Below are 25497 nucleotides of genomic sequence, written 5' to 3' on the forward strand. Positions count from 1 at the left end.
GCGTTTGCCAAGGTGCCGGGCCTGCGACGTTGGGACGCAGGCTCGTCCGTTTCAGCACTGATCACGCCGATCGTTCCCACGCTCCGCGTGGGAATGCCTCCATGGACGCTCCGCGTCCGCCGTTGGAAGGGACGCGGAGCGTCCCGGGCTGCATTCCCACGCAGAGCGTGGGAACGATCTCCCCTGCGGTACTCACCGTTCGCGAGTAATTTGCTGCGGCGCCAGTTAGCATGGCGCCATAACAACGAAACGATGGACCCCACCTTGATCGAACGACGCCAATTCAGCGGTGGCATGAAGGGCAAGAACCTTCGCTACCTGAACGAGCCCGCCAGCGGGCCGGGACGCATGACCCGCACCGGGTTTGTGCTGCTGGAGCATTTTTCCCTGCCAGCGTTTACCCAGACGCTGGACACCCTGGTCACCGCCAATCTGCTGCGCCCCGGTCTGTTTTCCACGCGCACTTTCGGCTTGAGCGACTGCGAAGTGATCAGCGACCTGGGGCTGGTGATCCGCCCGGACTCGCGCCTGGAAACCAGCATGTTGCAGGAACTGGATCTGCTGGTGATCTGCGGCGGCTACCGCACGGAATTGAAGGCGAGCGACGAGTTCATCAACCTGCTGAAAATGGCCGCCGAGGCCGGCGTGATCCTGGCCGGGTTGTGGAACGGCGCGTGGTTCCTGGGCCGGGCAGGGGTGCTGGAAGGCTACCGCTGTGCGATTCACCCGGAGCATCGACCGGCGCTGGCGGAGATTTCCAAGGCGACTCAGGTCAGCAGCGAACCCTACGTGATCGACCGCGACCGGCTGACCGCGTCCAGTCCGTCCGGCGCGTTCCACATGGCGCTGGACTGGATCAAGGGCCTGCACGACAAGGCGCTGGTCGAAGGCATCGAAGACATTCTGGCGTTCGAGGAATCGCGCTATCGGCGGATCAAACCGACCGAGAACATCTGCGTCAGCGCGCCGTTGCGTGAAGTGGTGAAGCTGATGGATGCCAATCTGGAGGAACCGCTGGAGCTGGAACAACTGGCGGTGTATGCCGGCCGATCCCGGCGTCAACTGGAGCGACTGTTCAAGGAACAACTGGGCACCACGCCACAACGCTATTACATGGAACTGCGCATCACCGAGGCCCGGCGTTTGTTGCAACACACCGAGCTGTCTCAGGTGGACGTGCTGGTGGCCTGCGGGTTTGTTTCGCCAAGCCACTTCAGCAAGTGCTACAGCGCCTATTTCGGTTATCGGCCGTCCAAAGAAAAACGGCTCGTCAAATGACGAGCCGTTTGGCGTGCTGCTTCAGAGGTGATCGGCGTCGATGATCGCCTGAGCGAAGGCTTTCGGGTCTTCCTGCGGCAGGTTGTGGCCGATGCCACCGTTGATCAGGCGGAACTGGTATTTGCCGGTGAAGCGTTTGGCGTAGTCCTCCGGCGCCGGGTGCGGTGCGCCGTTGGCATCGCCTTCCAGGGTAATGGTCGGCACGCTGATCGACGGCGCGGTGGCGAGTTTCTGTTCCAGCGCATCGTACTGGCTTTCACCCTGCACCAGGCCCAGACGCCAGCGGTAGTTGAACACGGTGATCGCGACGTGATCCGGGTTCTGCAACGCCTTGGCGCTGCGGTCGAAGGTGGCGTCGTCGAAGGCCCATTTCGGTGACGCCAGTTGCCAGATCAGCTTGGCGAAATCATGGGTGTTCTTGGTGTAACCGGCCTCACCACGGTCGGTGGCGAAATAGAACTGATACCACCATTGCAGCTCGGCCTTGGGCGGCAGCGGATTCTTGCCGGCAGCCTGATTGCCGATCAGATAACCGCTGACCGACACCAGTGCCTTGACCCGCTCCGGCCACAGCGCCGAAACGATGTCTGCCGAACGTGCGCCCCAGTCGTAGCCGCCGAGCACGGCTTGTTTGATTTTCAGGGCATCCATGAAATCGATTACGTCACTGGCCAGCGCCGCCGGCTGACCGTTACGCACGGTCTTTTCAGACAGGAAATGCGTGTCGCCATAACCCCGGGCAAATGGCATCAGCACTCGATAACCCTTGGCCGCCAGCAGCGGCGCAACGTCGTCATAGCTGTGAATGTCGTACGGCCAGCCGTGCAGCAGAATCACCACCGGGCCATTGGCCGGGCCGGTTTCAGCGTAGGCCACGTCCAGCAGGCCAGCCTTCACGTGTTTCAGCGGGCCGAAGGGCAGATCGGCCTTGACGCTGGCGGCTGCGGTCTTGACCGGCTCGGGGGCTGCGGTTTGTGCCTGGGCGAAGGCGCCGAACTGCAGCAGCGCGGTGGCGAGAATCGACAGGCCCAGCAGGCGGCGACGGTTTTTCCCGGTGGTGACGGTGGCGTGTGGTGCGTGCTTCATGGCAAGTCTCCTTGTGATCGGCGAGGGCCGGGCTCTGGCTGAACCCTTCGAATCTGGAGTCCATTAAAGACTGGCCACGTATCCGGGCTGTTTCCGTTTTCGTTGGCTGATGCGCGAGCATGTATCCGGGAGGCGTTCGTACACACTGCGATACAAACCATCGGCCAACAAAAAGCCCCGAATGTTCGGGGCTTTTGCTGACCTTGAGTTTCAGGCCTGAGTGACGTGCTTGGGCCCGGCCAGCGCCCAGGCGATCAGCCCGAACAGCGGCACAAACACGATCAATACGATCCAGACGCCTTTGTTGCTGGCTTTCCCCTCACTCTTGCGCACCCTGTTGATCGCCCACAATTCGATGAGCAAAAGAACGACGGCCAGTACGATCCACGTGGTTTCAAGTTGCATGGGCTACCTCCTGATGGTCATTGGGTTAGGCGAGGCATGCCACTCAGGGTTCATTTAATTTGCTGGGTGGCTTGCGTGGGTCACGTGCACAAATGTTCTAAACCGATCGGCAAAGTCGCGGTAACGTAGACGTCCTCAACGACCAACACTGCCTTCGGAGCCTTGCGTGGACAAACGCAACTGGATCGAGCTGTCCCAGGATGCCGACACCGGGATCGAGTCGATTCGTGCCCATTTCCAGGGCCATGCCTACGATCCGCACTGGCATGACAGCTTTCTGGTGGGCGTCACCGAGCAGGGCGTGCAGCAGTTTCATTGCCGGCGCGTGCGCCATCTGAGTACGCCGGGCAAGATTTTCATGCTGGAGCCGGGGGAGATCCACGACGGGCACGCGCCGACGGAGGAGGGCTTCACCTATTCCATGCTTTATCTCGATCCGCACTGGCTGGAGCGCGAATTGCGCGTGCTGTTCGAACACGCACCGGACAACAGCCAGCTCGGATTCACCGATACCCTGAGCCAGGATTCGCGCCTGTCCACCGCCATCAATCAGGCCTTCAACGCCCTGCATCAAGGCGACTTGCGCATCGTGCGCCAGACCGCCATCGACACTTTGCTCGGTTCGCTGACGTCGCACCTCGACTGGCGCAAGCGCCAGCCGTTCGATCCGCGCCTGCCACGGGTGGCCCAAGTGGCGCGGGACTATCTGCATGCGCACGCCTTCGAAGACATCGGGCTGGACGACGTGGCTCAGGCCTGCGGGGTCGATCGCTTTCGACTGACTCGTGCGTTCAAGGCGGCTTTCGGGCTGGCGCCACATGCCTATTTGATTCAACTGCGCCTGGCCCGCGCCCGGCAGTTGCTGGCGCGCGGCGAAACACCCGCCACCGTCGCCAGCGCCCTCGGTTTCGCCGATCAGAGCCATCTTGGGCGCTGGTTCCGCCGTGCCTATCACCTGACGCCGGCGGATTACCGCAAGCGCTGCTCAAACCTTCCAGACTGAAACCCGCACAACCGCGACCATGACTTCCTGTTCTGATTCGGGAGTCCTGTCATGGAATCGTTGTTGCCATTTCTGCTGTTTTCCTTCGTCGCCTCGATCACCCCGGGGCCGACCAATATTCTGGTGATGAGCCACAGCTCGCGGCGCGGTCTGACGGCGACAGTGCCGATCATCTTCGGCGCGTGTGTGTCGGCGGCGCTGGTGGTGTTGGTGGTCGGGCTCGGCGTGGGGGAAACCTTGCTGCGCTATCCCCGTGTGCAGCAGGCGATGGCCTGGGCCGGGGTGTTGTGGCTGAGCTGGCTGGCATGGCAGATCTTTCGCAGCACGCCGCCATCGTTGGAGTCCTCAACGTCGAATGATGACGGCTTCAACGTATTCGGCGCCGCCGGCCTGCAACTGATCAACCCCAAGGTCTGGATGATGGCCGTGGCGGTGGTGAGTGTGTTTGGCGGCAACGGTGACGACAGCGCGCGGATGCTGCTGTTGTCGGCGGTTTTTCTAATGGTCTGCCTGCCGTGCATGACGGCGTGGGCGCTGCTGGGCGCGGGCAGTGCGCGGTTCTTTGGCTCGCCACGGGCATTAAGGCGCATGAATACCGGGCTGGCGTTTTTGTTGTTGCTGTCGGCTTGGTTGACGGTGTTGGTCTAGGCATCGTCACCTTCCGCATTCCTGACAGGAATGCACCGCATAAAATCAATGAATTTCTATTATCAATCTTCGTGACGTAGGGTGATTCAAGGACACGGAGAAATGCCCTTGAACGCTTCCTCTACTGAAAAATTCGACACCTCCCGCGCCAATGAATATGGCAAGCAAAGCCGCATTGCGCTGGCGGGCTATGACGCTTGCCATGACCTAGCCGCGTGCATGCTGGCCGCCAGTCTCGGTAACGCAGGTTCGGCGCGGATTCTGGCGGTTGGCGCAGGCGGGACAGCCCAGGAAATCATCGCGATGGGAAGTCTGGAGCCTGGCTGGCGCTTCATGGCGGTGGATCCTTCCGAGCCGATGCTGGCGGCGGCGACCGAGCAGTTGCGGTCGCATGACTTGCTTGAACGAACGGATCTGCATCTCGGGTCGGTCGATGATTTGCCTGCCGATGAGTCATACGACGCGGCCACGGTGATCGGCGTTCTGCATCATCTGGAAGGCGATGAGGCCAAACGAGCGCTTCTGCAATCCATTCGGGCGCGTTTGAAACCGGGAGCTCCGCTGATCGTGGCCGGCAATCACTACGCGTATGCCAGCCAGCCGTTGCTGCTGGAAGCGTGGGCGCAGCGCTGGCGCCAGAACGGTGCCAGCGCCGATGAGGTGAAGGCCAAACTGGGGAAAATCCTCCAGGGCGCCGATCCTCCCCATTCCGAGGCGGCGGTTCAAAAGCTGTTGCATGGGGCCGGATTCGGCGAGGCCACCCGGTTTTTCAGCAGCCTGTTCTGGGGCGCGTGGTTGACGCGTAAAACGAGTTGACCGGTGCCTTAGCGACGAATCCGACCACGCGCATTTGAAATCCCCGCCGTTGCCCCCCAGAATCGCGCCCCGATCCGGTCACCAGTGCCGGGCGTTCAGAGTGAAAGGGGTTGCGGTTGAACGAACAGACATTGTCCATGCGCCTGGAGCGGGTGGCGGCGCATGTGCCCGCCGGTGCGCGGTTGGCCGATATCGGCTCGGATCACGGTTACCTGCCGGTGGCCCTGATGCGCCGTGGCGCGATCGCGGCGGCGGTGGCGGGCGAGATGGCCGAGACGCCGTTCCGTTCGGCACAACGCACCGTGCGCGAAAACGATCTTGAGCAGCAGGTCACTGTGCGCCTGGCCAATGGCTTGATGGCCGTCGAGCCGGCGGACGGGATCACGGCAATTACCGTGTGCGGCATGGGTGGCGAGACCATCCGCGACATTCTCGAAGGCGGCAAGGCGCGCCTGAGCGGCCGCGAACGTCTGATCCTGCAACCCAACGGCGGCGAACAACCGCTGCGCCAATGGCTGATGGACAACGGCTATCGAATCCTCTGCGAAGACGTGCTGCACGAAAACCGCTTCGACTACGAAATCATCGTAGCCGAGCTAGGCGAGCCGGTGACTTATACCGCCGAAGAACTGTACTTCGGGCCGCTGCAGTTGCAGACGCGCAGTCCTGCGTTTGTCAGCAAGTGGCAGCATCGGTTGCGGCACAAGCAGCAGACGCTGAGCCACTTCGCTCGGGCTCGGCATGGGGTATGCGAGCAAAAGGTGCAGGATCTGAAGCAGCAGGTGCGCTGGATCACTGACGTGCTGGGGTGAAACTCTCGGAGATGCTAATGAGGGCGATCCTGTCCGAAGTCAGGTTTGCCCGGTGCTGCGCCTGCCAGCGCCACACCGGGCAATGATTCCAGCGCGATCAGCTACCGAAAGACTCCATCAACACCTGCACCAATTCACCACCCTCAGGCGTCGCCCAGCTACCGGCCAGTTCGGCAATCAACTGGTTGGTGCTGGTCAGCGTGACACCGGCCTTGTCCATGCGGCGCAACGCGATGTCATCGGCTGCTTTGGTTGGTGACGCACCGGCATCGGCGACGACCTGGACTTCGTAACCATCACGCACCAGCGAGAGCGCCGGGTAAACGGTGCAGACGTCGTTGGTGACGCCGGCTATGATCAGTTTACGGCGACCGGTCGCCTTCACTGCGGCGGCGAAGTGTTCGTCGTCCATGGCGTTGACGATGCCAAGGCGTTTGATGCGGCTCGCAAACTCAGCCGGCAGGATCTGCTCAAGCTCACTCAGGAGCGGACCTTGTGCGTGCTCTTCCATGCTGGAGGTCAACACGACGGGCATTTTCAGAATGCGCGCGGCCTTGGCGAGCATCAGGGCGTTGCGTTTGAGTTCTTCGAAAGCCATCGATTTGGCCCAGCCCATGGTCCCGACCTGGTGATCGATCAGCAGAAGGGCAGCATTGTCGGCACTGAAGTTTTCGTACGTCATGGTGGTTCTCCTGGCATTTGAAAGGGGGGGAATGCCCCCGGTGGTGGAGTCAGCGAAGATTCAGATTTCCAAAATCACCCCGTTGATAGCGGGCCACGGCGGCGGTCAGGGCTTCTGAAGAAGCGAGCGCCATCGGGCCCTGCCAATGCACCGGCTGGTTCAAGGGCGTGCCTGAGAAAACGACGGCCTTGGCGTTGCCGGTCGGCGCACTCAAGGTGACTCTACGATCCGCCCCTTGCGGGAGATTGACCGGTACTTTCGGATCGGACAGATCGAAGGGGTGGCCATCGACAGACACTTCGCCGTCTATGGGCATGACGAACGCCACATGACCTTCGGGAATCGACACACTCAGTTCGCGCCCGGCCTCCAGTGATATGTCCAGCAGTCGCACGTCGGTTGGCAGCGATAGAGGAGACACAACGTTGTGGAAGCTGCCCAGAGGCACTCGAACCTTCACGCCCGGCGAATGAACGACCGGCACCTCCTGAGATTCAACGCTGAAGGCAAACGGTGCTTGCGACTGTTTGTCCTCCGGCAGATTGATAAAAATCTGCAGCATGTGAACGGTCTTGCCGGGCTCGGCCGGAACTTCTTCGTGCACGACGCCATTGCCCGCCGCCGTCCAGTGCAGACCACCGGGCTGGATCAGGTTGCGATTGCCCAGTGAGTCCTGGTTATCGATACCGGTTTGCGAATCCATAAACAGGTAAGACACCGCCGAGAACCCTGCATGAGGGTGGGCCGGAAACGTCGGTCCGCTGATCCAGGCGTGATCGACGCCCAAAAACGGGTCGATCGGTTTCGCATGCCGATCGCCTCGCAGGGTGAACGCCCTGAATCGGCTGCCGTGGTTCATGCGCTGCAAACGTGCGGTGGTGAGCATGGCGGTGTTCCTCAAGCCTCTACGGACAGGGTCGGGTAGTCGATGTAGCCTTCTGGGCCCGGGGCGTAAAAGGTGTTTTTGTCCGCAGTATTCAGCTCGGCACCACTGCGCAAACGCTCGGGCAAGTCAGGGTTAGCGATAAACGCACTGCCAAACACCACCGCATCGGCCTGGCCACTGGAAATCAGGGATTCGGCGGTATTTTTGTCGAGAGCGCTGCCGATCAGGTAGCGCCCGGTAAAGAGAGGTCGCAGCGCTGCGTGGTAGTCGAACGTGGCGCCGAACAGCGCGACATGCAGGTAAGCGAGATTGAAAGCGCGCAGTTGTTCGACCAGGTGCGTGTAGGTTTCCTGCGGGTTGGCATCGACGATGTCGTTGAAGTTCATTTCGGGCGAAATCTTGATGCCGACGCGGTCACCGCCAATCTCATCCGCCATGGCGGCGAGCACTTCCAGCACGAAGCGGACGCGGTTTTCAACCGGGCCGCCATATTCGTCATCTCGCTGGTTACTGCCAGTGGACAAGAATTGCTCCGGCAGATAACCGGATGCCGCATGCAACTCGACACCATCGAAACCCGCCTCGATCGCGCGGCGTGCAGCCTGGCGATAGCCCTCAACGACGGCAGCGATTTCGACGATGGTCAAGGCGTGCGGGACGACGAAATCCTGCAAACCGTTGGCGGTGTAGGTCTGCCCCTCTACCTTGATGGCAGAAGGTGCCTGCGGCTGAGCGCCATTGGCGAGCAATGAAGGGTGGGAAACCCGTCCGCAGTGCATCAGTTGCATGAAGATGCGACCGCCACGGGCATGCACGGCGTCCGTGACCTGCTTCCAGGCCGCCATCTGTTCGGCAGTTGCGATACCCGGCGTTCGGACGTAGCCCTTGCCGAGAGCAACGGGAAACACGCCTTCGGAAATGATCAGCCCGGCACTGGCGCGCTGACCGTAGTAAGTCGCGACCAGATCCGTCGGTACACCGTCATCATCGGCGCGCGAACGCGTCATGGGTGCCATGACGATACGGTTGGAGAGGGTGTGACGGCCGATCTGGATTTCAGAAAAAAGTGGGTTCATCGCGGTGCTCCTCAGTAGTGATGGAGCTATCATCAGTCAATTCAAATTCGGGATAAATCCGTCAAAATTGAAATGACTGATCCACTGATGGAGCAATCTTTTTGGAATACCTGAACGACATGGCGTTGTTTGTGGAAGTTGTGAAAATGCGCGGCTTTCGTGGGGCGGCGGAGTCGCTGGGCATGCCCAACTCAACGCTTTCCCGGCGCATCAGTGGCCTGGAGAAGGCCATCGGCTTGCGTCTGTTGCACCGCACGACACGCCGGATCGAGTTGACGGAGGCCGGGCAACTTTATTTCGAGCGCTGCAAGCGGATCGTGGAAGAGGCGAGACTGGCCCATGAGCAATTGGGCGAAATGCTTGCCCGGCCCAGTGGTTTGCTGCGGGTTTCGATGCCGGTGGACTTCGCCACTATCTATCTGGCGCCGCTGATTGCCGAGTTTGCCCGTGAGTATCCGGGTATCCGCTTCGATCTTGAACTCACACCACGGCAGGTGGATCTGGTCAGCGACCCGGTCGACATCGTCATTCGGATGGGCGAACCGCCGAACTCAAACCTGATTGCCCGCAAGTTGGCGAGTATGAAGCGTGCTTTTTACGCATCGCCCCGGTATCTCGAACTGTTCGGGGAACCGGAGCAACCTGCCCAACTCATCAATCATGAATGCCTCAGAATGCGTGGCTCCGGTTCTGACCACTGGACACTCATCAGTGAAACCGGGAGCGAACAGGTGGAGGTCGGAGGACGTTTTGAACTCAACAGTGTGGGCATGCTCCGGCGCATGGCGTCTCTGGATCTGGGGATCGCGCTGTTACCGGAGGGTATCGCCGTCCAGGATGTGGCGAGCGGAACATTGCGCAGAGTGCTGGCGCAATGGCAGGCACCACCGGTTTCGGTCTACGCATTGACAGAGACGCGACTGCTCCCGGCCAAGACGCAACGTTTCATCGAGTTTCTGCGTGACAGGCTCGATTGCGTGTGAGGGGTACTCTGGGATCAGTAACGGATTGAAGCTGATATCATCCAACAACTTTCAAGCAGGCCAAATCACCATGAACCGTCAGAAAAAACTGCAACAGCTCTTCAAGGAAAAATCCAGAAAGGCCAACGCCAAACTGGCACCCAAGAGCAACAAACCGAAGTACATCAGCAAGGCGGATCGCCTGAAAATGGCGGCTGAAGCGACCCCCGAAGCAAGTGCTGTCACCGAGGACTGATTGAGCGGGGTTCAACCGTTTCGGGTTTCCCCAAGTATCCGCGCCGCGTCCCGCGACGGTGGTAAACCGAACACCCGTGCATAGTCACGGCTGAACTGTGTAGCGCTTTCATACCCCACTTCGAACGCCGCCTGGGTGACATTCCTGGTACTCGCCACCATCAGCGTCCGGGCCTGTAGCAGACGAACCCGCTTTTGATACTGCAATGGACTCAGCGCCGTAACGGCTTTGAAGTGTCGGTGGAAGGCGGACACGCTCATTGACGCAAGCCGGGCCAGGTCGTCTACCCGGATCGGTTCGGCAAAGTCCTGCCGTATGTGCGCAATGGCCAGGTTGACGCGCGCCATGGCGCTGTCGGGGGCAGCGATGTCCCGCAGCATCCAGCCATGGGGGCCTTGCAGGACACGGTACAGAATCTCCCGCTCATAGACCGGCGCCAGTGCCGCGATCTCTTCAGGCTGGCCCATCAGACGCAGCATCCGCACCCAGGCATCCATCAAGGGCGGGGTGACAGCCGCCACCGAAAAACCGGCGTCCTGCTCGTGTTGGCCGAGAGGTTTGGGCAGGTCGGCCAGCAGCGTCGTCAAGACAACCGGATCAAGCGTCAGACTCACTGCCAGGTACGGCTCGCCAGCGGGAGAGGGGTGAACCTGGCCGACGGCCGGCAGATCGATGGACATGACAAAGTAGGTCGCCGGGTCGTAATGCAGCGTACGGTCGGCGATGGTCATGGATTTGCTGCCTTGCAGGATCAGGTTGATCATCGGTTGGTAAACCGCCGCCAGCAAGTGTTCAGGGATTTCACCCTGAACCATGGCAACCCGTGGAATGCCTGTTTCCGTGCGGCGGTTCTGCGCGTTTCGGGCCAGGGCGCGAAGTTCTGTCAGTTGGCTGTTCATGCCGTGCATCTGACCCCACACGGATACACCCGCGCAAGCAAAAAGCAGAAACAGGCAGGTTTCGAAGAGGAACCGCTGCGCTCGCCGCCCGGCCGATGGCTACTGTGGTGCTTCAACTCAAATGACAGTGGAGCAGCGCATGAGCGTTATCGTTATTACCGGCGGCAGCCGTGGCATCGGCGCCAGTGCGGCCGAGGAGTGTGCACGACTCGGTATGGGCGTCATCCTGACTTATCAGCGCAATGCCGAGGCGGCAGCTTCGGTCGTCCAGCGCATTCAAGTCTCGGGTGGCACCGCCGTGGCGCTTCAACTGGACGTTGCCGACGTCAGTCAGTTCGACGATTTCCGCCAGAAGGTCGTTCACGCACTCCAGGCTACTTGGGGCGAAAAAAGGCTATCCGGGCTGGTCAACAACGCCGGCCACGGCCTGTTCAATTCGCTGGAAACAGTCACCGAGGCACAGTTCGACGGTCTGTTGAACGCCCACCTCAAAGGGCCGTTCTTTCTCACGCAGACCCTGCTGTCCCTGATGAAAGAGGGCGCGAGTATCGTCAATCTGACCAGCGCCACCACTCGCGTCGCGATGCCCGGAGTCGCGCCTTACGCTGCTGCCAAGGGCGGACTGGAAGTGCTGACGCGTTACATGGCCAAGGAATTTGCGGATCGTCGCATTCGGGCCAACGCGGTTTCGCCGGGTGCGATCCGCACTGAATTGGGCGGCGGTCTGAATGACGAGTTCGAGGCCTTGCTCGCTTCGCAAACAGCGCTCGGTCGGGTGGGCGAGCCGCAGGACGTCGCTCGGGTGATTGCCCTCTTGCTGTCTGATGAGAGCGGCTGGATCAATGCTCAATCCATTGAGGTCGCGGGCGGTTACTTCATCTGAATCAATACCCGAATGCGAGGTGGCATCATGCTTGATCATATTTTTCTGTCGGTCAGCGACATTGAACGCTCGATTGCTTTCTACACTGCAGTGTTGACTCCACTGGGCATCACCGCAAGGCTCGATTACGACGGCAAGGACGGCCCACCAGGGCATCCAGACCTGAAGGGATTCGGTGCCAACGGCCGGATGTTTTTCTGGTTGCGTGAGGGCGTAGTAGAGGGGCGGGCCGTGCATGTTGGCTTCGTCGCGAGCAACACGGCGCAGGTCGACGCTGCCTACGCAGCGGCCATCGAAAGCGGTGCTGTCGACAACGGCGCCCCGGGCGCACGCCTGCACTACGACCCCGATTACTACGCGGCCAACGTCCTCGATTCGGACGGCTACAGCCTCGAATTCGTCTACAAAAAATGGCAGCACGGCCAATGAGCACATTAATGATCTATGGGGCGACGGGGTACACCGGGCGCATGGCGGCGGAGCATGCCCGGTCGCTGGGCCTGGACGTCGTCATTGCCGGTCGTACGGCAAAAAAAATCGAATCCCTCGCGGCGCAACTGGATGTGCCTTATCGAGTATTCGCACCTGAGACCCTTGCAGCGGAGTCTCTGGAGGGCATTGCGGTATTGCTGAACTTTGCAGGGCCGTTCGCGCAGACGGCGGACGTGTTGATGCAGGCGTGTATCAGGGCCGGGGTGGACTATCTGGACATCACCGCAGAGATCAATGTCTATCGACGGGCCGAGCAGCTGGGCGCCGAGGCCGCGAAGGCCGGTGTCATGTTGTTGCCCGGCGTCGGCTGGGATGTGGTGCCGACCGATTGTCTGGCGATGCATGTCGCTCGACGCGTGCAGGCACCACATTCGCTGAAAATTGCGCTGCAGGTAGCAGGCTCCATGTCGCGCGGATCGGCTCTGAGTGTCGGCGAGATTATTGACGCAGGTTTGCTGGCCCGGGTTGACGGACAACTCATCGCCACGCCCGACGCACAGCCCCGGTCTTTCGATTTTGGTGACGGGCCCGTGCTGTGCGCGCCGTTGTCGTTTGGTGATCTGGTCACGGGCTGGCATTCCACCGGCATTCCCGATATCGCCATGTACGTGCACATCAGTGGCGATGCGTTTCCCGAGGGCGATTTGTCGCTGTTGCCGGACGGCCCCAGCGCCGAACAGCGTGCGGCTCACCGCGCCCGTGCGGTGGCAGAAGTCTCGGGCGCCAATAGCAGCGCCGCGCGGTCGGTCATTGAAACGGTCAATGGCTATACCTACACCCCGTTGGCGGCAGTGGCGGCCGCGCGTCGAGTGATGGAGGGGGAGCGGCGACCGGGTTTTGAAACGCCGGCCCGCGTGTTCGGTGCCGGCTTTGCCGAGAGCATTGCAGGTACAACCGTGACTGACTTCTGAAACCATCGGGCGATGAACCGCAACCCCCTCAGGTACTCGGCGGCTTCGCCAGCTCAATCCCCGCAGCCCCCAGCCGCTTGAGAATCTCGAACAGCAAATCACTCTTGGTCGTCCCGACAATCCTCGGGCTGGCGACATACCCGGTCACCGTCAACGTAATCCCGTCCGGCGTCAGCTTGCTGAAGCGCACGAACGGCGCCGGTTTTTCGAGGATGGTTTCGTGTTCCTTGTAGGTGTCGAACAGCAGGTTCTGCACCTGTTCGGGGTCGATATCCAGCGGGAACATCAGCTCCAGCGTCGCCACGCCCTGGGCGCTGCCGCCGAGGGTGACGTTGCGCAGGTTCTGCGAGATCAGTTGTGAGTTGGGTACGATCACGATCGAGCGGTCGCTTAGCTGGATTTCGGTGGCGCGCACGTTGATCCGGCGGATGTCGCCCTCGACGCCGCTGATGCTGATCAGGTCGCCGACCTTGACCGGGCGTTCGGTGAGCAGGATCAGCCCGGAGACGAAGTTCTTCACGATCTCCTGCAAGCCGAAGCCGATGCCCACCGACAGGGCGCTGACGATCCACGCCAGGTTGGTCCATTGCACGCCCAGCGATGACAGGGTCAGCAGAATCACCACCGCATAACCGATGTTGGAAAACAGCGTGCTGAGCGAGGCGCACATGCCCGGGTCCATGTCGGTCTTGGGCAGAAACTCGTTGTCGAGCCAGCGGCGCAGGGCGCGGATCAGGTAGATGCCGATCAGCAGCGCGAGCATCGCGTTGAGCAAATGGCCGGGGACGATGTTCAGTTTGCGCAGTCCGGCGCCGCCGAGGATCGTGCCGATATTGTTGACCAGCTGGCCCAGGGTGGTGCCGATCCCGCCGACGAACAGGGTGATGACCGCCAACAGCAACAGCGCAGCCCGACCGAAGCCGGCCAGCAGGGTCGAGGCCTGTTCGAGACGTCGATCCCCCACGCCGAGCAGCTGTTTCAGCGCCTTGCCGCTTGAATGGCGGGGTGAGAAGAAGTACTCGCAGCTGTCCTTGAGCAACTGCATCAGCAGGTAAAAACCCGAGAACACGATAAATGCCCACACCAGTTCATAGGTGATGAACCGCGCCAGCGACACATACCCCGTCAGCAGAGCGCCGAACGACAGCACCATCGCCAGGGTGGCGACGGTGTAAATCACGCCAGCGAAGGTGTTGCCCGACACCTGCGTATCCCCGGCCGCCACCAAGACCTTGCGCACCTTGCCGACACGCATCAGCAACGTCGTGACGATGCCCAGCACCACTATCGCAATCACCCCGCGCCCGGCGATCACGATCTGGCTGCTCATGCCCGAGGCATTGCTGACCTGCACCGCCGTGACCAGCACCAACAGCGTCGCGGCCAGGATCCGCGCGAATGGCTGGAGCGTGTGTGCGACCTCGTCGGCCACCGCCGGCAGCCGCCACGACGGGTGCTCGGTGGACAGCAAGGCGCGGCTCAGACCGGTGATCAGGACGCAGGCGTAAACGACTTTCTCGAACTCATCGGAAAACGTTGCCAGCATCGGCGGCAACGGCACGTGACGGGTGCAGGCGTAATACAGCAGTTGCAGGGCGATGGCGGTGGTCGCGAGTGTCGCCAGTGCCGAGGCGAACGCCAGCGAACTGCGGCGCAGCCGACCCTCCGGCATGCGGTGGATGCATACCCACGCCAGCCAGCGGTCGGCGAGTCGCCGGCCCAGCGTCCAGACGATGAAGGCCAGCACCACCAGCAGGGCGGTGTAAAAACGCTGGCCGGGTTGCCACGCCTCGGCGCCGGTCTGTTGCACCTGTTCGACGAAAAACCGCAGGCGCTGGCGGTCATCCGCCGATGGATTGAAAAGGGGCGTCCAGAAGCCGGGATTCAGAATGCTGTGGGTGCTGAGCGTCAGTTCGCTTTCGAGCAACGTGCGGCGGATGCCCGCGATCTGGGTGATCAGGTCCGTGGCGCTTTGCTTGAGGGTGGCGAGGTTCTTCAGCGCCGTATCGACTTTGGTTTTCTGCTCGATCAACGTCGCCCGTTGCGCAGCGATATCGGCTTGTTCGGCGGCGACTGCTTCGGCCGGCGCGGCACCGAGCACGCCCAGTTGTACGGTCAGTTGCGCCTGCTGCGGCAACAGCGAGGCCGACAGCCGATCGATGTCCAGAATGAACGTCTGCACCCGATCCTGCGGGCCTTCGAGCTGGTTGTAATTGTTGGCGGACGAGATCTGCTGCTTGAGGCCGTCGAGGCGCAGTTGCAGGGCCTGCAGATCGCTTTGCGTGACGCCGGGGAGCGGGGCGCCGGTGCTGACATCCGGTGTGCCAGGCAAATCGGCAGCCGACACCGCCATAACCCCGGAGCCGAGCAGGATCAGGGCGACGAACATCAATGACTTCAATGCATTACGCATGGGACTGGCCGATTCCGGTTGATCACACAAACATTGAGGTTAGGTGATCGGGCGCCTGCTGCATCATTTTCTGCTGCTAATCCTGGCTTAATGCGTGTCCTGTGAGATCGCCGGGCAGCCGATTGTAGGCACCCGTTTTCACGACTAGACTCCCGGCCATGAAACGCTATCTGCGGTTTTGTCTCGTTTTCCTGATCAGCCTGGCGCTTCCCCTCAGCGGGATGGCGGGCGTGCAGGCACCGACAGAACCCTGCCCGATGCAAGCCATGGGCATGGCGATGATGGACGGCATGAACATGGATTGCTGCCAGGACATGAAGAGTCCTGCCGACCATGGCTCCCCCTGCAAACCCGGGCAGGAGTGCAAGACCGGCGGCCTGCTGCAAGTCGCGATCCTTAAGCCGCCCGTTACCGTGTTCAGTCCCGTCACGCATTCGTTCTTCAGTGATTCCCTGCCCGTAGCGGCCCCGTCCGGGGTCTGGCGACCGCCCCGCACCTGATTCCTGTCTTCCCTTGAAGCTCATTCCGCCCAGGCGGAGTGATTTGGCTGTGCGCGTGTTTTACGCCGCGCGCAGTGGACGATCACAGGAATCGTAAACATGACATTCAAGTGCAATTGCACGGGTTGGCCTTTGTTGGCCGGCCTTGCGGCAAGCGTGCTCGCGTGGCCGGGTTTCGCCGTCGCGCTGACACTCGATGAAGCGCTGCGGCTGGCCGAAAACAATGCGCCGTCGCTGACCGCACAAGACCAGAAAATCCAGGCCGCCAGCAGCGCGGCCATTCCGGCGGGCGAGTTGCCCGATCCCAAGCTTGTGCTCGGTTTGCAGAACTACCCCGTGGGCGGCCCGGATCGCTGGAGCCTCGATCAGGACTTCATGACCATGCAAATGGTCGGTTACCGGCAGGAAATGCCCAACGCAGACAAGCGCAAGGCGCGCGTTGAGGTTGCCGACGCAGCCATCGAACGCGCGGCGGCCGAGCGACGTGTCGAGCGTTTAAAGGTCCGCCAGGCGACGGCGTTGGCGTGGATCAGCGGCTATTCGGTCGAGCGCAAAGAGGCTTTATTCCAGGACCTCTTCAAGGAAAACCGTCTGCTGAGCGAGACCGTCCGGGCGCAGATTGCCGGTGGCCGCGCGCAACCTGCTGACGCGGTGACGCCGAAGCAGGAAGCGGCCCGACTCGCCGAGCAACAGGACAATCTGACCCTTGAACGCACCCAGGCCCGAGCCGCGCTCAAACGCTGGATCGGCACCGCAGCCAACGACAAGCCCGAGGGCGGTTTGCCCGCGTGGCCGGTCGATGCCTCGACCTTCAATCATCAGCTGCAACACCATCCTGAACTGGCCGCTTTCGCCCCCATGACCCGCGAAGCCGAGGCCAGGGTGCAAGAGGCAATGTCCGAGAAAAAGTCCGATTGGAGCTGGGAAGTGGATTACCAGCACCGGGGCCGTGAGTTTGGCGACATGGTCAGCGTGCAGTTTTCCTGGGATCTGCCGCTGTTTCCCGAGACGCGGCAGAACCCGAAAATCGCCGCCAGACAGGCCGAGGTCAGCCAGCTGCAAGCCGAGCGCGAGGCCTTGTCCCGCGAGCACACCGAACAGCTTGAGAACCAGTTGGCCGACTACCAGCGCCTCGATCGGGCCGTGCGCCGCACCGAGGAAAGCCTGGTGCCGCTGGCCAGAGAGAAAGTCGATCTGAGCCTGGCCAGTTATCGCGCCGGCAAGGGCGATTTGAATGCGGTGGTCAGCGCTCGCCGCGAACTCATCGAGGCCCGCCTCAAACAGATCGACATGGAAGAACAGCGCGCACTGACTGCTGCGCGCCTGCATTTCGCTTATGGGGAGACCAGCCTGTGAACCTTAAACAATGGAACGGTGTGTGGCTGGCCGGCCTCGCGCTGGCGGTGGGCGTGGGTGGCGGTTACGGATTGGCCTATCAACGAATGAATGGTGGAACGGCTGCAGCTCCGGCGCCGAGCACTGAGCCTAAGGCCTTGTACTGGTATGACCCGATGTTCCCGCAGCAGAAGTTCGACAAACCGGGCAAGTCTCCCTTCATGGACATGCAACTGGTGCCGCGATACGCCAGCGGCGCGGAGGACAGTGCGACCGTCAGCATCGATCCGGGGTTGAGTCAGAACCTCGGTCTGCGTGTGGCGCCGGTCAGTCGCGGCGCCTTCACCTCGAGCCTCGATGTGAGCGGCGTGCTGGCGTTCAACGAGCGCGATGTCGCGGTGATCCAGGCGCGTACCAACGGGTTTGTCGAGCGGGTCTACGCCCGTGCTCCGGGGGATGTGCTCACGGCTGGCGCGGCGTTGGCCGACATCCTCGTGCCGGAATGGACGGCGGCCCAGAGCGAGTTTCTGGCGCTCAGGCGCAGCGGCGATGCCGACTTGATCGCTGCGGGGCGCCAGCGGTTGCGCCTGACCGGGATGCCGTCGAGCCTGATCGCTCAGGTGGAACGCAGCGGCAAGGTGCAGTCCGAACTGACGGTCACCAGCCCTTTGGGTGGCGTACTGCAAGAACTCGACGTGCGGGCGGGCATGACCGTGGCGAGCGGTGAAACCCTGGCGCGGGTCAACGGGCTGAACAGTGTCTGGCTCGCGGTGGCGGTGCCGGAATCGCAGACCGGTTCGGTTGCCGTGGGGCAGGCCGTCGAAGCGCATCTGTCGGCCTTTCCTGGCTGCGTGTTCAACGGAATGGTCAGCGCGATTCTGCCGGACACCAACCCGGACAGTCGTACCCTGCGCGTGCGGATCGAGCTGTCCAATGCCGATGGCCGCTTGCGGCCGGGGATGACGGCGCAAGTGCGGCTGAACCGTTCGACCGGGCAGAGTCAATTGTGGGTGCCGAGTGAAGCCGTGATCCGCACCGGCAAGCGCGACTTGGTCATGCTCGCGGAAGACGCGGGGCACTATCGCCCGGTGGAGGTGCGGCTCGGCCAGGAAAGCGCCGGCAGAACGGTGATCCTAGAAGGCCTGGCAGAAGGGCAGAACGTCGTGACGTCCGGCCAGTTCCTGCTCGATTCCGAGGCCAGTCTCAAGGGCATCGTCGCCGAGCCGCTTGAAACAGACGGGAACGTTTCGGGGAGTCAGCCATGATCGCTGCGCTGATTCGCTGGTCCGTCGCCAACCGTTTTCTGGTGCTGCTGGCGACGCTGTTTGTCACGGGGTGGGGCGTGTGGTCGGTGCAGAGCACGCCGATCGATGCGCTGCCGGATCTGTCCGATGTGCAGGTGATCATCCGCACGCCGTACCCCGGACAGGCGCCGCAGATTGTCGAGAACCAGGTGACCTATCCGCTGACCACCACCATGCTCTCGGTGCCGGGGGCGAAAACCGTACGCGGTTATTCGTTCTTCGGTGACAGCTTCGTGTACGTGCTGTTCGAGGACGGCACCGATCAATACTGGGCGCGCTCGCGGGTGCTGGAGTATCTGAGCCAGATCCAGAGTCGCCTGCCGGCCAGCGCCAAACCGGCACTGGGTCCGGATGCCACCGGGGTGGGCTGGATCTATCAGTACGCGCTGGTGGATCGCAGCGGTGGACATGATCTGGCGCAGCTTCGGGCGTTGCAGGACTGGTTCCTCAAGTTCGAGCTCAAGACCCTGCCCAACGTCGCCGAGGTCGCCACCGTCGGCGGCATGGTCAAGCAGTATCAGGTGCAGCCCGATCCGGTGCGGCTGGCCAGCCTCGGCATCACCCTGGCGCAGGTGCGCGAAGCCATCGGCAAGGCCAATCAGGAAACCGGTGGAGCCGTGCTGGAAATGGCCGAAACCGAATTCATCGTGCGCGCTTCCGGCTACCTCAAGACGCTTGATGATTTTCGGGCGATCCCGTTAAAACTCGGTGCTGGCGGGGTGCCGGTGACTCTGGGCGATGTCGCAACGGTTCAGACCGGGCCGGACATGCGCCGGGGCATCACCGAACTGGATGGCCAAGGCGAAACCGTTGGCGGCGTGGTGATCCTGCGCAGCGGCAAGAACGCCCGCGAGACCATCGCGGCGGTCAAGGCCAAACTCGATGACATGAAAAGCAGCCTGCCGCCCGGCGTGGAGATCGTCACCACCTACGATCGCAGCAAGCTGATTGATCGCGCCGTGGAAAATCTCAGCCACAAACTGCTCGAAGAGTTCATCGTCGTCGCGCTGGTGTGCGGGATCTTCCTCTGGCATTTGCGCTCGTCGCTGGTAGCGATCATTTCGTTGCCGGTGGGTGTGTTGATCGCCTTCATCGTGATGCGTTATCAGGGCTTGAACGCCAACATCATGTCGTTGGGCGGGATCGCCATCGCCATTGGTGCGATGGTCGATGCGGCGGTGGTGATGATCGAGAACGCCCACAAGAAAATCGAGGCGTGGCACGCGGCCAATCCGGGGCAGGCGCTCAAGGGCGAGCGCCATTGGCAGGTGATGACCGACGCGGCGGCGGAGGTGGGGCCGGCGCTGTTTTTCTGTTTGCTGATCATCACGCTGTCGTTCATTCCGGTGTTTACCTTGCAGGCCCAGGAGGGGCGGCTGTTCGGTCCGTTGGCGTTCACCAAGACTTACGCCATGGCGGCAGCAGCGGGATTGTCGGTGACGCTGGTGCCGGTGCTGATGGGCTACTGGATTCGCGGGCGGATTCCGGATGAACGCCACAACCCGCTCAACCGCTGGCTGATCCGGATCTATCAGCCGGCGCTGGACGTGGTACTGCGCCGGCCGAAATTCACTTTGCTGGTGGCGCTGTTGGTATTCGTCAGCGCGGCCTGGCCGATTTCGCGGCTCGGTGGCGAGTTCCTCCCGCCGCTGGACGAGGGTGATCTGCTGTACATGCCTTCGGCCTTGCCGGGTTTGTCGGCGCAAAAAGCCGCGCAGCTGTTGCAGCAGACCGATCGGCTGATAAAGACCGTGCCCGAAGTCGAGCATGTGTTCGGCAAGGCCGGCCGCGCGGAAACTGCGACCGACCCGGCACCTCTGGAAATGTTCGAAACCACGATCCAGTTCAAGCCCCACGATCAATGGCGTCCGGGTATGACTCCGGAAAAACTCGTGGAAGAACTGGATCGAGTGGTGCGCGTGCCGGGCCTGACCAACATCTGGATTCCGCCGATCCGCAATCGCATCGACATGCTCGCCACAGGGATCAAAAGCCCCATCGGCGTGAAGGTCGCCGGCAACGATCTGGCCCAGATCGACGCCGCGACCCAGGCTGTCGAGCGGGTGGCCAAAGGTTTGCCCGGCGTCAGTTCGGCACTGGCCGAGCGCCTGACCGGTGGCCGCTACATCGACGTGGATATCGACCGCAACGCCGCTGGCCGCTACGGGCTGAACATCAGCGATGTGCAATCCATCATCGCCGGTGCCATTGGCGGGGAAAACGTCGGGGAAACCATCGAGGGGCTGGCGCGGTTTCCGATCAACATCCGCTACCCGCGAGAGTGGCGTGATTCGCCCGGCGCGCTGGAGCAATTGCCGATCTACACACCTTCGGGCAGCCAGATCACCCTCGGCATGCTGGCGAAGATCAAGGTCACGGACGGCCCGCCGATGCTCAAGAGCGAGAATGCCCGGCCGTCCGGCTGGGTGTACATCGACGTGCGGGGGCGGGACATCGCTTCGGTGGTGGCTGATCTGCGTCACGCCGTCAGCGAACAGGTGAAATTGCAGCCCGGAATGAGCCTGACCTATTCGGGGCAGTTCGAGTTTCTGGAGCGGGCCAATGCGCGGCTGAAACTGGTGGTGCCGGCCACGCTGCTGATCATCTTCGTGCTGCTCTACCTGACGTTCGCTCGCTTCGATGAAGCGCTGCTGATCATGGCCACGTTGCCGTTCGCGTTGAGCGGCGGTGCATGGTTCCTGTATCTGCTGGGCTACAACCTGTCGGTCGCGACCGGGGTTGGCTTTATTGCACTGGCCGGGGTTTCGGCCGAGTTCGGCGTGATCATGCTGCTCTACCTGAAGAACGCCTGGGCCGAACGCGAAGACCTCGGCGATCACACCGAGCGCGGGTTGATCGCGGCGATTCGCGAAGGCGCCGTGCAACGTGTGCGCCCCAAGGCGATGACCGTAGCGGTAATCATCGCTGGCCTGTTGCCGATTCTGTTGGGCAGCGGCACTGGCAGCGAAGTCATGAGCCGCATTGCCGCGCCCATGGTGGGCGGTATGGTCACGGCGCCGTTGTTGTCGCTGTTTGTCATACCGGCGGCGTATCGCCTGATGCGCCGTCGGCAGTTGTCCGTTGAAACCCTCCAATCTGAAGGAAAAACCTCATGAAACTGATCCCGATCACTGTTGCGGGCACGCTGGTTGCGTTTGCACTGACTGCCCACGCCGAGGACATGCCCGGCATGAAGATGGACGACATGCAGGGCATGCAGATGCAACCCGCCACTCAACAGGCTCCGACCGCGAATGCTGAGGGCACGATCAAGTCCATCGATGTCGAGAAGCGCACCGTGACCATCGCCCATGGCGCCGTTGCGGCGTTGCAGTGGCCGCCGATGACCATGGGCTTCGCGGCAACTCAGGAACAACTGGCCGGGTTGGCGGTGGGCGATCGGGTGAAGTTTTCGTTCCAGATGGAGGGCAGCAAAGCGACCATCGTGTCGATCAACAAGTAAGCGTGTGATGTAAAAAAAAACCGGCGCGAATCATCGCGCCGGTTTTTATTCAATCTTTCAGATCGACCGCTGATTGACCCGCTGCATCAACTCTTCCGCCGACTCCTTGCGCTCGGAATAACGATCCACCAGATCCGGGCGATCACGCAGTAACAGCGTGAACTTCACCAACTCTTCCATCACGTCCACCACCCGGTCGTACAGCGCCGAGGGTTTCATGCGGTTGCCTTCGTCGAATTCCAGATAAGCCTTGGGCACCGACGACTGATTGGGGATGGTGAACATGCGCATCCAGCGGCCCAGCACGCGCAGTTGATTGACCACGTTGAAGGACTGCGAACCGCCGCAGACCTGCATCACCGCCAGGGTTTTGCCCTGAGTCGGGCGCACCGCGCCGAGGGCCAGCGGCACCCAGTCGATCTGCGCCTTGAACACCGCCGACATCGCACCGTGGCGTTCGGGCGAACACCAGACCTGGCCTTCGGACCATTGCATCAGTTCGAGCAGTTCCTGGACTTTCGGGTGATCGCCTGGCGCATCGTCCGGCAGCGGCAGACCCGAAGGATTGAAGATTCGCGTCTCGGCACCGAAGTGCTCCAGCAACCGTGCGGCTTCCTCGACCAGCAAACGACTGAAGGAGCGCGGACGGGTCGAGCCGTACAGCAGCAGGATGCGCGGCTTGTGGGCGCCTTCGTCACGCGTGGTTGTTTGAACCAGTGAGGGATCGAGGTTGGGCAGGTCAGTCATGTCGGCTCCGGTTACAGCGTGCTGATGCGGTCGAGCTCGCGCTTGAGGGCATCACGGTCAAGTTCGGCGAAGGGCAGGGCGAGGAAGGCCCGGCAGCGGGTTTCGATTCGGGCGAGGGTGGCGTGGAACGCGGCATCGATGGTGCGTTCATCGCCGACCACATCCGACGGGTCTTCCAGCCCCCAATGGGCTTTCAGCGCCGGGCCGAAATACACGGGGCAGACTTCACCGGCGGCCTTGTCGCACACGGTGATGACGATGTCCGGCGGGTTGTCTTCGAAGGCTTCGTTGCCCTTGCTGCTCAACCCGGCGATGGAAATACCGGCCGCCTGCAACGTGGTCAGGCTGCGCGGCAACACCTGGCCCTTGGGGAAGCTGCCGGCACTGACCGCTTCGAAACCGGCTGGCGCCAGATGATTGAACATCGCCTCCGAGAGAATGCTGCGGCAGCTGTTGGCCGTGCACATGAATAGAACGCGCATTTTCGATCCTCAGCAGCAGGCAGACGTATTGAGCGGGCGATCGCCCATCACCGCCAGCCGCGCGCTGTTTTCTTCCAGCCAGGCGGTGTTGGCGGCGAGCGTGGTTTCAAGCAGCGTGCGAATCCATGCCGGCAGATCGGGGTTGAGCCGGTAATAAACCCACTGGCCCTGACGGCGATCCAGCAACAGACCGCAGGTGCGCAGCTGCGCGAGATGGCGGGAGATTTTCGGCTGACTGTCGTCCAGCGCGCAGACGAGTTCGCAGACACACAGCTCACCTTCACGGGTGATCAGCAGCGTGGCCCGGGCGCGGGTTTCGTCGGCGAGGCATTTGAAAACGGAGGCGGGGTTGAGCATGACGATGCCTTGAGTACATATGGTTGTCCGAATATACGGATATCCATATGTGTTGGGCAAGTCTTGAGTTTGATGAAGTGGCAGCTCTCGACCGAAGGTGTGTTTAACGCAGGCGCCTCAACGCTTGCTGAACGCCAACCGCGCGGCAAACAGTACGAAAATCATCCCGGTGGTGCGATCCATCCAGCGAACCACCTTCTCGCGCCGAAGGAACCCGGACAGCGGCTGCGTCGCCCCAATCAACACCAGCGACCAGATCAGCCCGAGCACCACATGAATGCTCACCAGCCCGAATGTCCACGGCACCAGCGGCTGGCCTTGCGGAATGAACTGCGGCAGAAACGACACGTAGAAAATCCCGATCTTCGGATTCAGCACATTCCCCAACATGCCCTTGAAAAACCAGTTCGCCCCCGGCTTGCCGTCGGCCTCGGCCGGTGACAGCGAGCGGCGAGGGCGCAGCAGCATGTTCAACCCCAGCCACGCCAGATACGCCGCGCCGCAATACTTCAACAGGTTGTAGGCCAGCTCCGACACCGCAATCAACGCCCCCAACCCAAACGCCACCGCCGCGCCCCACAACAGACAACCGGCGTTAATGCCCAACGCCGCGCGCAACGCCTGCTGCTTGCCCTCGACGGTGGCGGTGCGCAGCACCAGCGCGGTGTCGAGACCGGGCGTCAGGGTCAACAGCGTCGCGGCGAAAGTGAAGGCGAGGAGGTTGTCGGCGATGGACATGGTGCGTGGGTTCCCTGTTCTGGATGCGGGAACGGTAGCGGTTTCAGGCGGGGGGATCCAGCAGGGAAATCAGGCGCGGTTCGATACGGTCGGGTTGTATCTCGAGGATCGCCAGCGTGACCGGTAATTTGAAACGCCGAGGGCCGGCGCTGCCGGGGTTCACGTAGAGACGCTCACCGCGCCATTCGATGCGGGGTTTGTGGGAGTGACCGGTGATGATGAGTTTGATGCCCGAATCGAGATCAGCGGGGACGTCGGCGATGTCGTGGACGAGGAGGGTTGGCCAGCCGTTGAGGGTGAAGGTCAGGAGGTCGGGGAGGTTTTCGGCCCACGGGCTGTTGAGATCGTTGTTGCCGCGCACGGCGTGGACGGGGGCGATTTTGGCCAGTTGGGCGAGGATGTCCGGGTTGCCGATGTCGCCGGCGTGGATGATCTGGTCACAGCCCTGGAGCGCGGCGAGGGCTTCGGGGCGGAGGAGGTTATGGGTGTCGGAGATCAGGGCGGTTTTCATGGATATCTCCGTTGATGTTTTGAAAGACGAATTGCTGGTTCGGTTATATATGAAGCCATTTAACGGTATCAAATAATTTGAACCGCTTCAGGACGCTCTCGCCTAATGATCAGCTTGTGGAGAATTTCATAGGCAATGTGCCAATACCGGCACTTCCAGAGGTGGTCGACGTGGCTAAAGAAGAAAAGAAAAATAAAGGTGAGTCCTCGAAAAATGCCAAGGAATTGAAAGACAAAAAATCGTCCCCGGCGAAAAAGTCGGCGGCTGCCTCGGCGCTATCCAAATCGTCTGAAAAGAAAGACAAGAAAAAAGACGCCGAACCAAAAAAATCTGCAAAAAAAACTGATAGCAAGTCAACCAAAGCTAAAAAATCAGACAAAGCAGAAAAACCGGCGAACAAGAAAAAATGATATCAGCTAGGGCTACTGGCCCTAGCGTCCTCCGTCTGTATCCAATCGCTATTACCTCTCGCAGCAATTGCCGATTACTGGCGCGCTTCCGCTATTTGCAAGAACCTCAACCCCTACTCATGCAGAGTGCATGCCTATATTT

The 25497-nt window shown here is 61.5% G+C and carries 28 protein-coding genes; 16 read left to right on the forward strand and 12 right to left on the reverse strand.

Annotation, left to right across the window (positions count from 1 at the left end; genetic code table 11):
- Positions 1-252 precede the first annotated feature (252 nt).
- Positions 253-1278, forward strand: coding sequence for a GlxA family transcriptional regulator (locus tag ABTV87_RS12965; protein ID WP_433899678.1), 1026 nt, complete (start codon positions 253-255; stop codon positions 1276-1278).
- A gap of 21 nt (positions 1279-1299) precedes the next feature.
- Here the strand turns inward: ABTV87_RS12965 and ABTV87_RS12970 are convergent, their stop codons facing one another.
- Together ABTV87_RS12970 and ABTV87_RS12975 are read right to left on the reverse strand one after the other, a co-directional pair.
- Positions 1300-2364 (reverse strand): alpha/beta fold hydrolase, encoded by a 1065-nt coding sequence (locus ABTV87_RS12970; protein WP_433899679.1) that lies wholly within the window; start codon positions 2362-2364, stop codon positions 1300-1302.
- Between the two features lie 210 nt (positions 2365-2574).
- Entirely contained in the window at positions 2575-2769 is a 195-nt protein-coding gene (locus ABTV87_RS12975) for a PLDc N-terminal domain-containing protein (protein WP_007955366.1), read from the reverse strand.
- Positions 2770-2935: 166 nt separating this feature from the next.
- Between ABTV87_RS12975 and ABTV87_RS12980 the strand changes: the two genes are divergently transcribed.
- From ABTV87_RS12980 to ABTV87_RS12995, 4 genes are all read left to right on the forward strand, one after another.
- A complete protein-coding gene (locus ABTV87_RS12980; protein ID WP_085604582.1) occupies positions 2936-3772 on the forward strand; it encodes an AraC family transcriptional regulator in 837 nt (278 codons plus the stop codon).
- Between the two features lie 51 nt (positions 3773-3823).
- Positions 3824-4420: a LysE family translocator gene (locus ABTV87_RS12985; RefSeq protein ID WP_433899680.1), complete on the forward strand. Its 597-nt coding sequence runs from the start codon at positions 3824-3826 to the stop codon at positions 4418-4420.
- Between the two features lie 102 nt (positions 4421-4522).
- Positions 4523-5236: a class I SAM-dependent methyltransferase gene (locus ABTV87_RS12990; RefSeq protein WP_433899681.1), complete on the forward strand. Its 714-nt coding sequence runs from the start codon at positions 4523-4525 to the stop codon at positions 5234-5236.
- A 116-nt stretch (positions 5237-5352) separates the two neighbouring features.
- On the forward strand, positions 5353-6048 hold the full coding sequence (locus ABTV87_RS12995; protein WP_433899682.1) for a tRNA (adenine(22)-N(1))-methyltransferase: 696 nt from the start codon (positions 5353-5355) through the stop codon (positions 6046-6048).
- A gap of 97 nt (positions 6049-6145) precedes the next feature.
- On the opposite strand, the gene ABTV87_RS13000 is transcribed toward ABTV87_RS12995, so the two are convergent.
- Genes ABTV87_RS13000 through ABTV87_RS13010 form a run of 3 tightly spaced genes read right to left on the reverse strand, consistent with a single transcriptional unit; the run spans position 6146 to position 8692 of the window.
- Entirely contained in the window at positions 6146-6730 is a 585-nt protein-coding gene (locus ABTV87_RS13000) for an isochorismatase family protein (protein WP_221535189.1), read from the reverse strand.
- Positions 6731-6779: 49 nt separating this feature from the next.
- Complete coding sequence (locus ABTV87_RS13005; RefSeq protein WP_127797891.1) at positions 6780-7616, reverse strand: pirin family protein; 837 nt, start codon at positions 7614-7616, stop codon at positions 6780-6782.
- 11 nt (positions 7617-7627) lie between these two features.
- The gene (locus ABTV87_RS13010; RefSeq protein ID WP_221535191.1) at positions 7628-8692 is read right to left on the reverse strand and encodes an alkene reductase; all 1065 of its coding nucleotides are present in this window, start codon (positions 8690-8692) and stop codon (positions 7628-7630) included.
- A gap of 101 nt (positions 8693-8793) precedes the next feature.
- Between ABTV87_RS13010 and ABTV87_RS13015 the strand changes: the two genes are divergently transcribed.
- On the forward strand, positions 8794-9675 hold the full coding sequence (locus tag ABTV87_RS13015) for a LysR family transcriptional regulator (RefSeq protein WP_433899683.1): 882 nt from the start codon (positions 8794-8796) through the stop codon (positions 9673-9675).
- A gap of 70 nt (positions 9676-9745) precedes the next feature.
- Entirely contained in the window at positions 9746-9910 is a 165-nt protein-coding gene (locus ABTV87_RS13020) for a DUF2986 domain-containing protein (RefSeq protein WP_085605168.1), read from the forward strand.
- 11 nt (positions 9911-9921) lie between these two features.
- On the opposite strand, the gene ABTV87_RS13025 is transcribed toward ABTV87_RS13020, so the two are convergent.
- Complete coding sequence (locus ABTV87_RS13025) at positions 9922-10809, reverse strand: AraC family transcriptional regulator (RefSeq protein WP_170929352.1); 888 nt, start codon at positions 10807-10809, stop codon at positions 9922-9924.
- A 139-nt stretch (positions 10810-10948) separates the two neighbouring features.
- Between ABTV87_RS13025 and ABTV87_RS13030 the strand changes: the two genes are divergently transcribed.
- From ABTV87_RS13030 to ABTV87_RS13040, 3 genes are read left to right on the forward strand one after another with little or no spacing between them, the layout of a single operon-like run.
- Complete coding sequence (locus ABTV87_RS13030; protein WP_433899684.1) at positions 10949-11692, forward strand: SDR family NAD(P)-dependent oxidoreductase; 744 nt, start codon at positions 10949-10951, stop codon at positions 11690-11692.
- Positions 11693-11719: 27 nt separating this feature from the next.
- A complete protein-coding gene (locus ABTV87_RS13035) occupies positions 11720-12121 on the forward strand; it encodes a VOC family protein (RefSeq protein WP_085604557.1) in 402 nt (133 codons plus the stop codon).
- On the forward strand, positions 12118-13095 hold the full coding sequence (locus tag ABTV87_RS13040) for a saccharopine dehydrogenase family protein (protein WP_433899685.1): 978 nt from the start codon (positions 12118-12120) through the stop codon (positions 13093-13095). Before ABTV87_RS13035 ends, ABTV87_RS13040 begins: the two co-directional genes overlap by 4 nt.
- A gap of 28 nt (positions 13096-13123) precedes the next feature.
- Here ABTV87_RS13040 and ABTV87_RS13045 read toward each other — a convergent pair whose 3' ends face one another.
- A complete protein-coding gene (locus ABTV87_RS13045; RefSeq protein ID WP_433899686.1) occupies positions 13124-15508 on the reverse strand; it encodes a DUF3772 domain-containing protein in 2385 nt (794 codons plus the stop codon).
- 158 nt (positions 15509-15666) lie between these two features.
- On the opposite strand from ABTV87_RS13045, the gene ABTV87_RS13050 reads away from it, so the two are divergent.
- The 5 genes from ABTV87_RS13050 to ABTV87_RS13070 all read left to right on the forward strand — a co-directional run bounded on the left by ABTV87_RS13050 (position 15667) and on the right by ABTV87_RS13070 (position 22110).
- The gene (locus tag ABTV87_RS13050) at positions 15667-16008 is read left to right on the forward strand and encodes a hypothetical protein (protein ID WP_221535195.1); all 342 of its coding nucleotides are present in this window, start codon (positions 15667-15669) and stop codon (positions 16006-16008) included.
- A 99-nt stretch (positions 16009-16107) separates the two neighbouring features.
- A complete protein-coding gene (locus ABTV87_RS13055) occupies positions 16108-17364 on the forward strand; it encodes a TolC family protein (protein ID WP_433899687.1) in 1257 nt (418 codons plus the stop codon).
- On the forward strand, positions 17361-18608 hold the full coding sequence (locus ABTV87_RS13060) for an efflux RND transporter periplasmic adaptor subunit (RefSeq protein WP_221535196.1): 1248 nt from the start codon (positions 17361-17363) through the stop codon (positions 18606-18608). The genes ABTV87_RS13055 and ABTV87_RS13060 overlap by 4 nt, the downstream gene beginning before the upstream one ends.
- Positions 18605-21763 carry an efflux RND transporter permease subunit gene (locus tag ABTV87_RS13065; RefSeq protein ID WP_085604540.1) on the forward strand — a complete coding sequence of 1053 codons (3159 nt, stop codon included), beginning with the start codon at positions 18605-18607 and terminating at the stop codon, positions 21761-21763. Before ABTV87_RS13060 ends, ABTV87_RS13065 begins: the two co-directional genes overlap by 4 nt.
- The gene (locus tag ABTV87_RS13070) at positions 21760-22110 is read left to right on the forward strand and encodes a copper-binding protein (protein WP_221535198.1); all 351 of its coding nucleotides are present in this window, start codon (positions 21760-21762) and stop codon (positions 22108-22110) included. Before ABTV87_RS13065 ends, ABTV87_RS13070 begins: the two co-directional genes overlap by 4 nt.
- Positions 22111-22167: 57 nt before the next feature.
- Here the strand turns inward: ABTV87_RS13070 and arsH are convergent, their stop codons facing one another.
- The 5 genes from arsH to ABTV87_RS13095 all read right to left on the reverse strand — a co-directional run bounded on the left by arsH (position 22168) and on the right by ABTV87_RS13095 (position 24945).
- Positions 22168-22857, reverse strand: coding sequence for an arsenical resistance protein ArsH (arsH, locus tag ABTV87_RS13075; protein WP_064595868.1), 690 nt, complete (start codon positions 22855-22857; stop codon positions 22168-22170).
- An 11-nt stretch (positions 22858-22868) separates the two neighbouring features.
- Positions 22869-23339, reverse strand: a complete 471-nt coding sequence (locus tag ABTV87_RS13080; RefSeq protein ID WP_433899688.1) for an arsenate reductase ArsC — start codon at positions 23337-23339, stop codon at positions 22869-22871.
- A gap of 9 nt (positions 23340-23348) precedes the next feature.
- On the reverse strand, positions 23349-23696 hold the full coding sequence (locus ABTV87_RS13085; protein WP_085747440.1) for a metalloregulator ArsR/SmtB family transcription factor: 348 nt from the start codon (positions 23694-23696) through the stop codon (positions 23349-23351).
- 117 nt (positions 23697-23813) lie between these two features.
- Entirely contained in the window at positions 23814-24434 is a 621-nt protein-coding gene (locus tag ABTV87_RS13090; RefSeq protein WP_433899689.1) for a LysE family translocator, read from the reverse strand.
- A gap of 43 nt (positions 24435-24477) precedes the next feature.
- On the reverse strand, positions 24478-24945 hold the full coding sequence (locus ABTV87_RS13095; protein WP_433899690.1) for a metallophosphoesterase family protein: 468 nt from the start codon (positions 24943-24945) through the stop codon (positions 24478-24480).
- A 161-nt stretch (positions 24946-25106) separates the two neighbouring features.
- Here ABTV87_RS13095 and ABTV87_RS13100 point away from each other — a divergent pair, with 161 nt between their 5' ends.
- Positions 25107-25355: a hypothetical protein gene (locus ABTV87_RS13100; RefSeq protein WP_433899853.1), complete on the forward strand. Its 249-nt coding sequence runs from the start codon at positions 25107-25109 to the stop codon at positions 25353-25355.
- Positions 25356-25497: the final 142 nt, after the last annotated feature.

Source organism: Pseudomonas sp. PSE1(2024), from assembly GCF_050990555.1.
GTDB classification, from domain to species: domain Bacteria; phylum Pseudomonadota; class Gammaproteobacteria; order Pseudomonadales; family Pseudomonadaceae; genus Aquipseudomonas; species Aquipseudomonas aphyarum.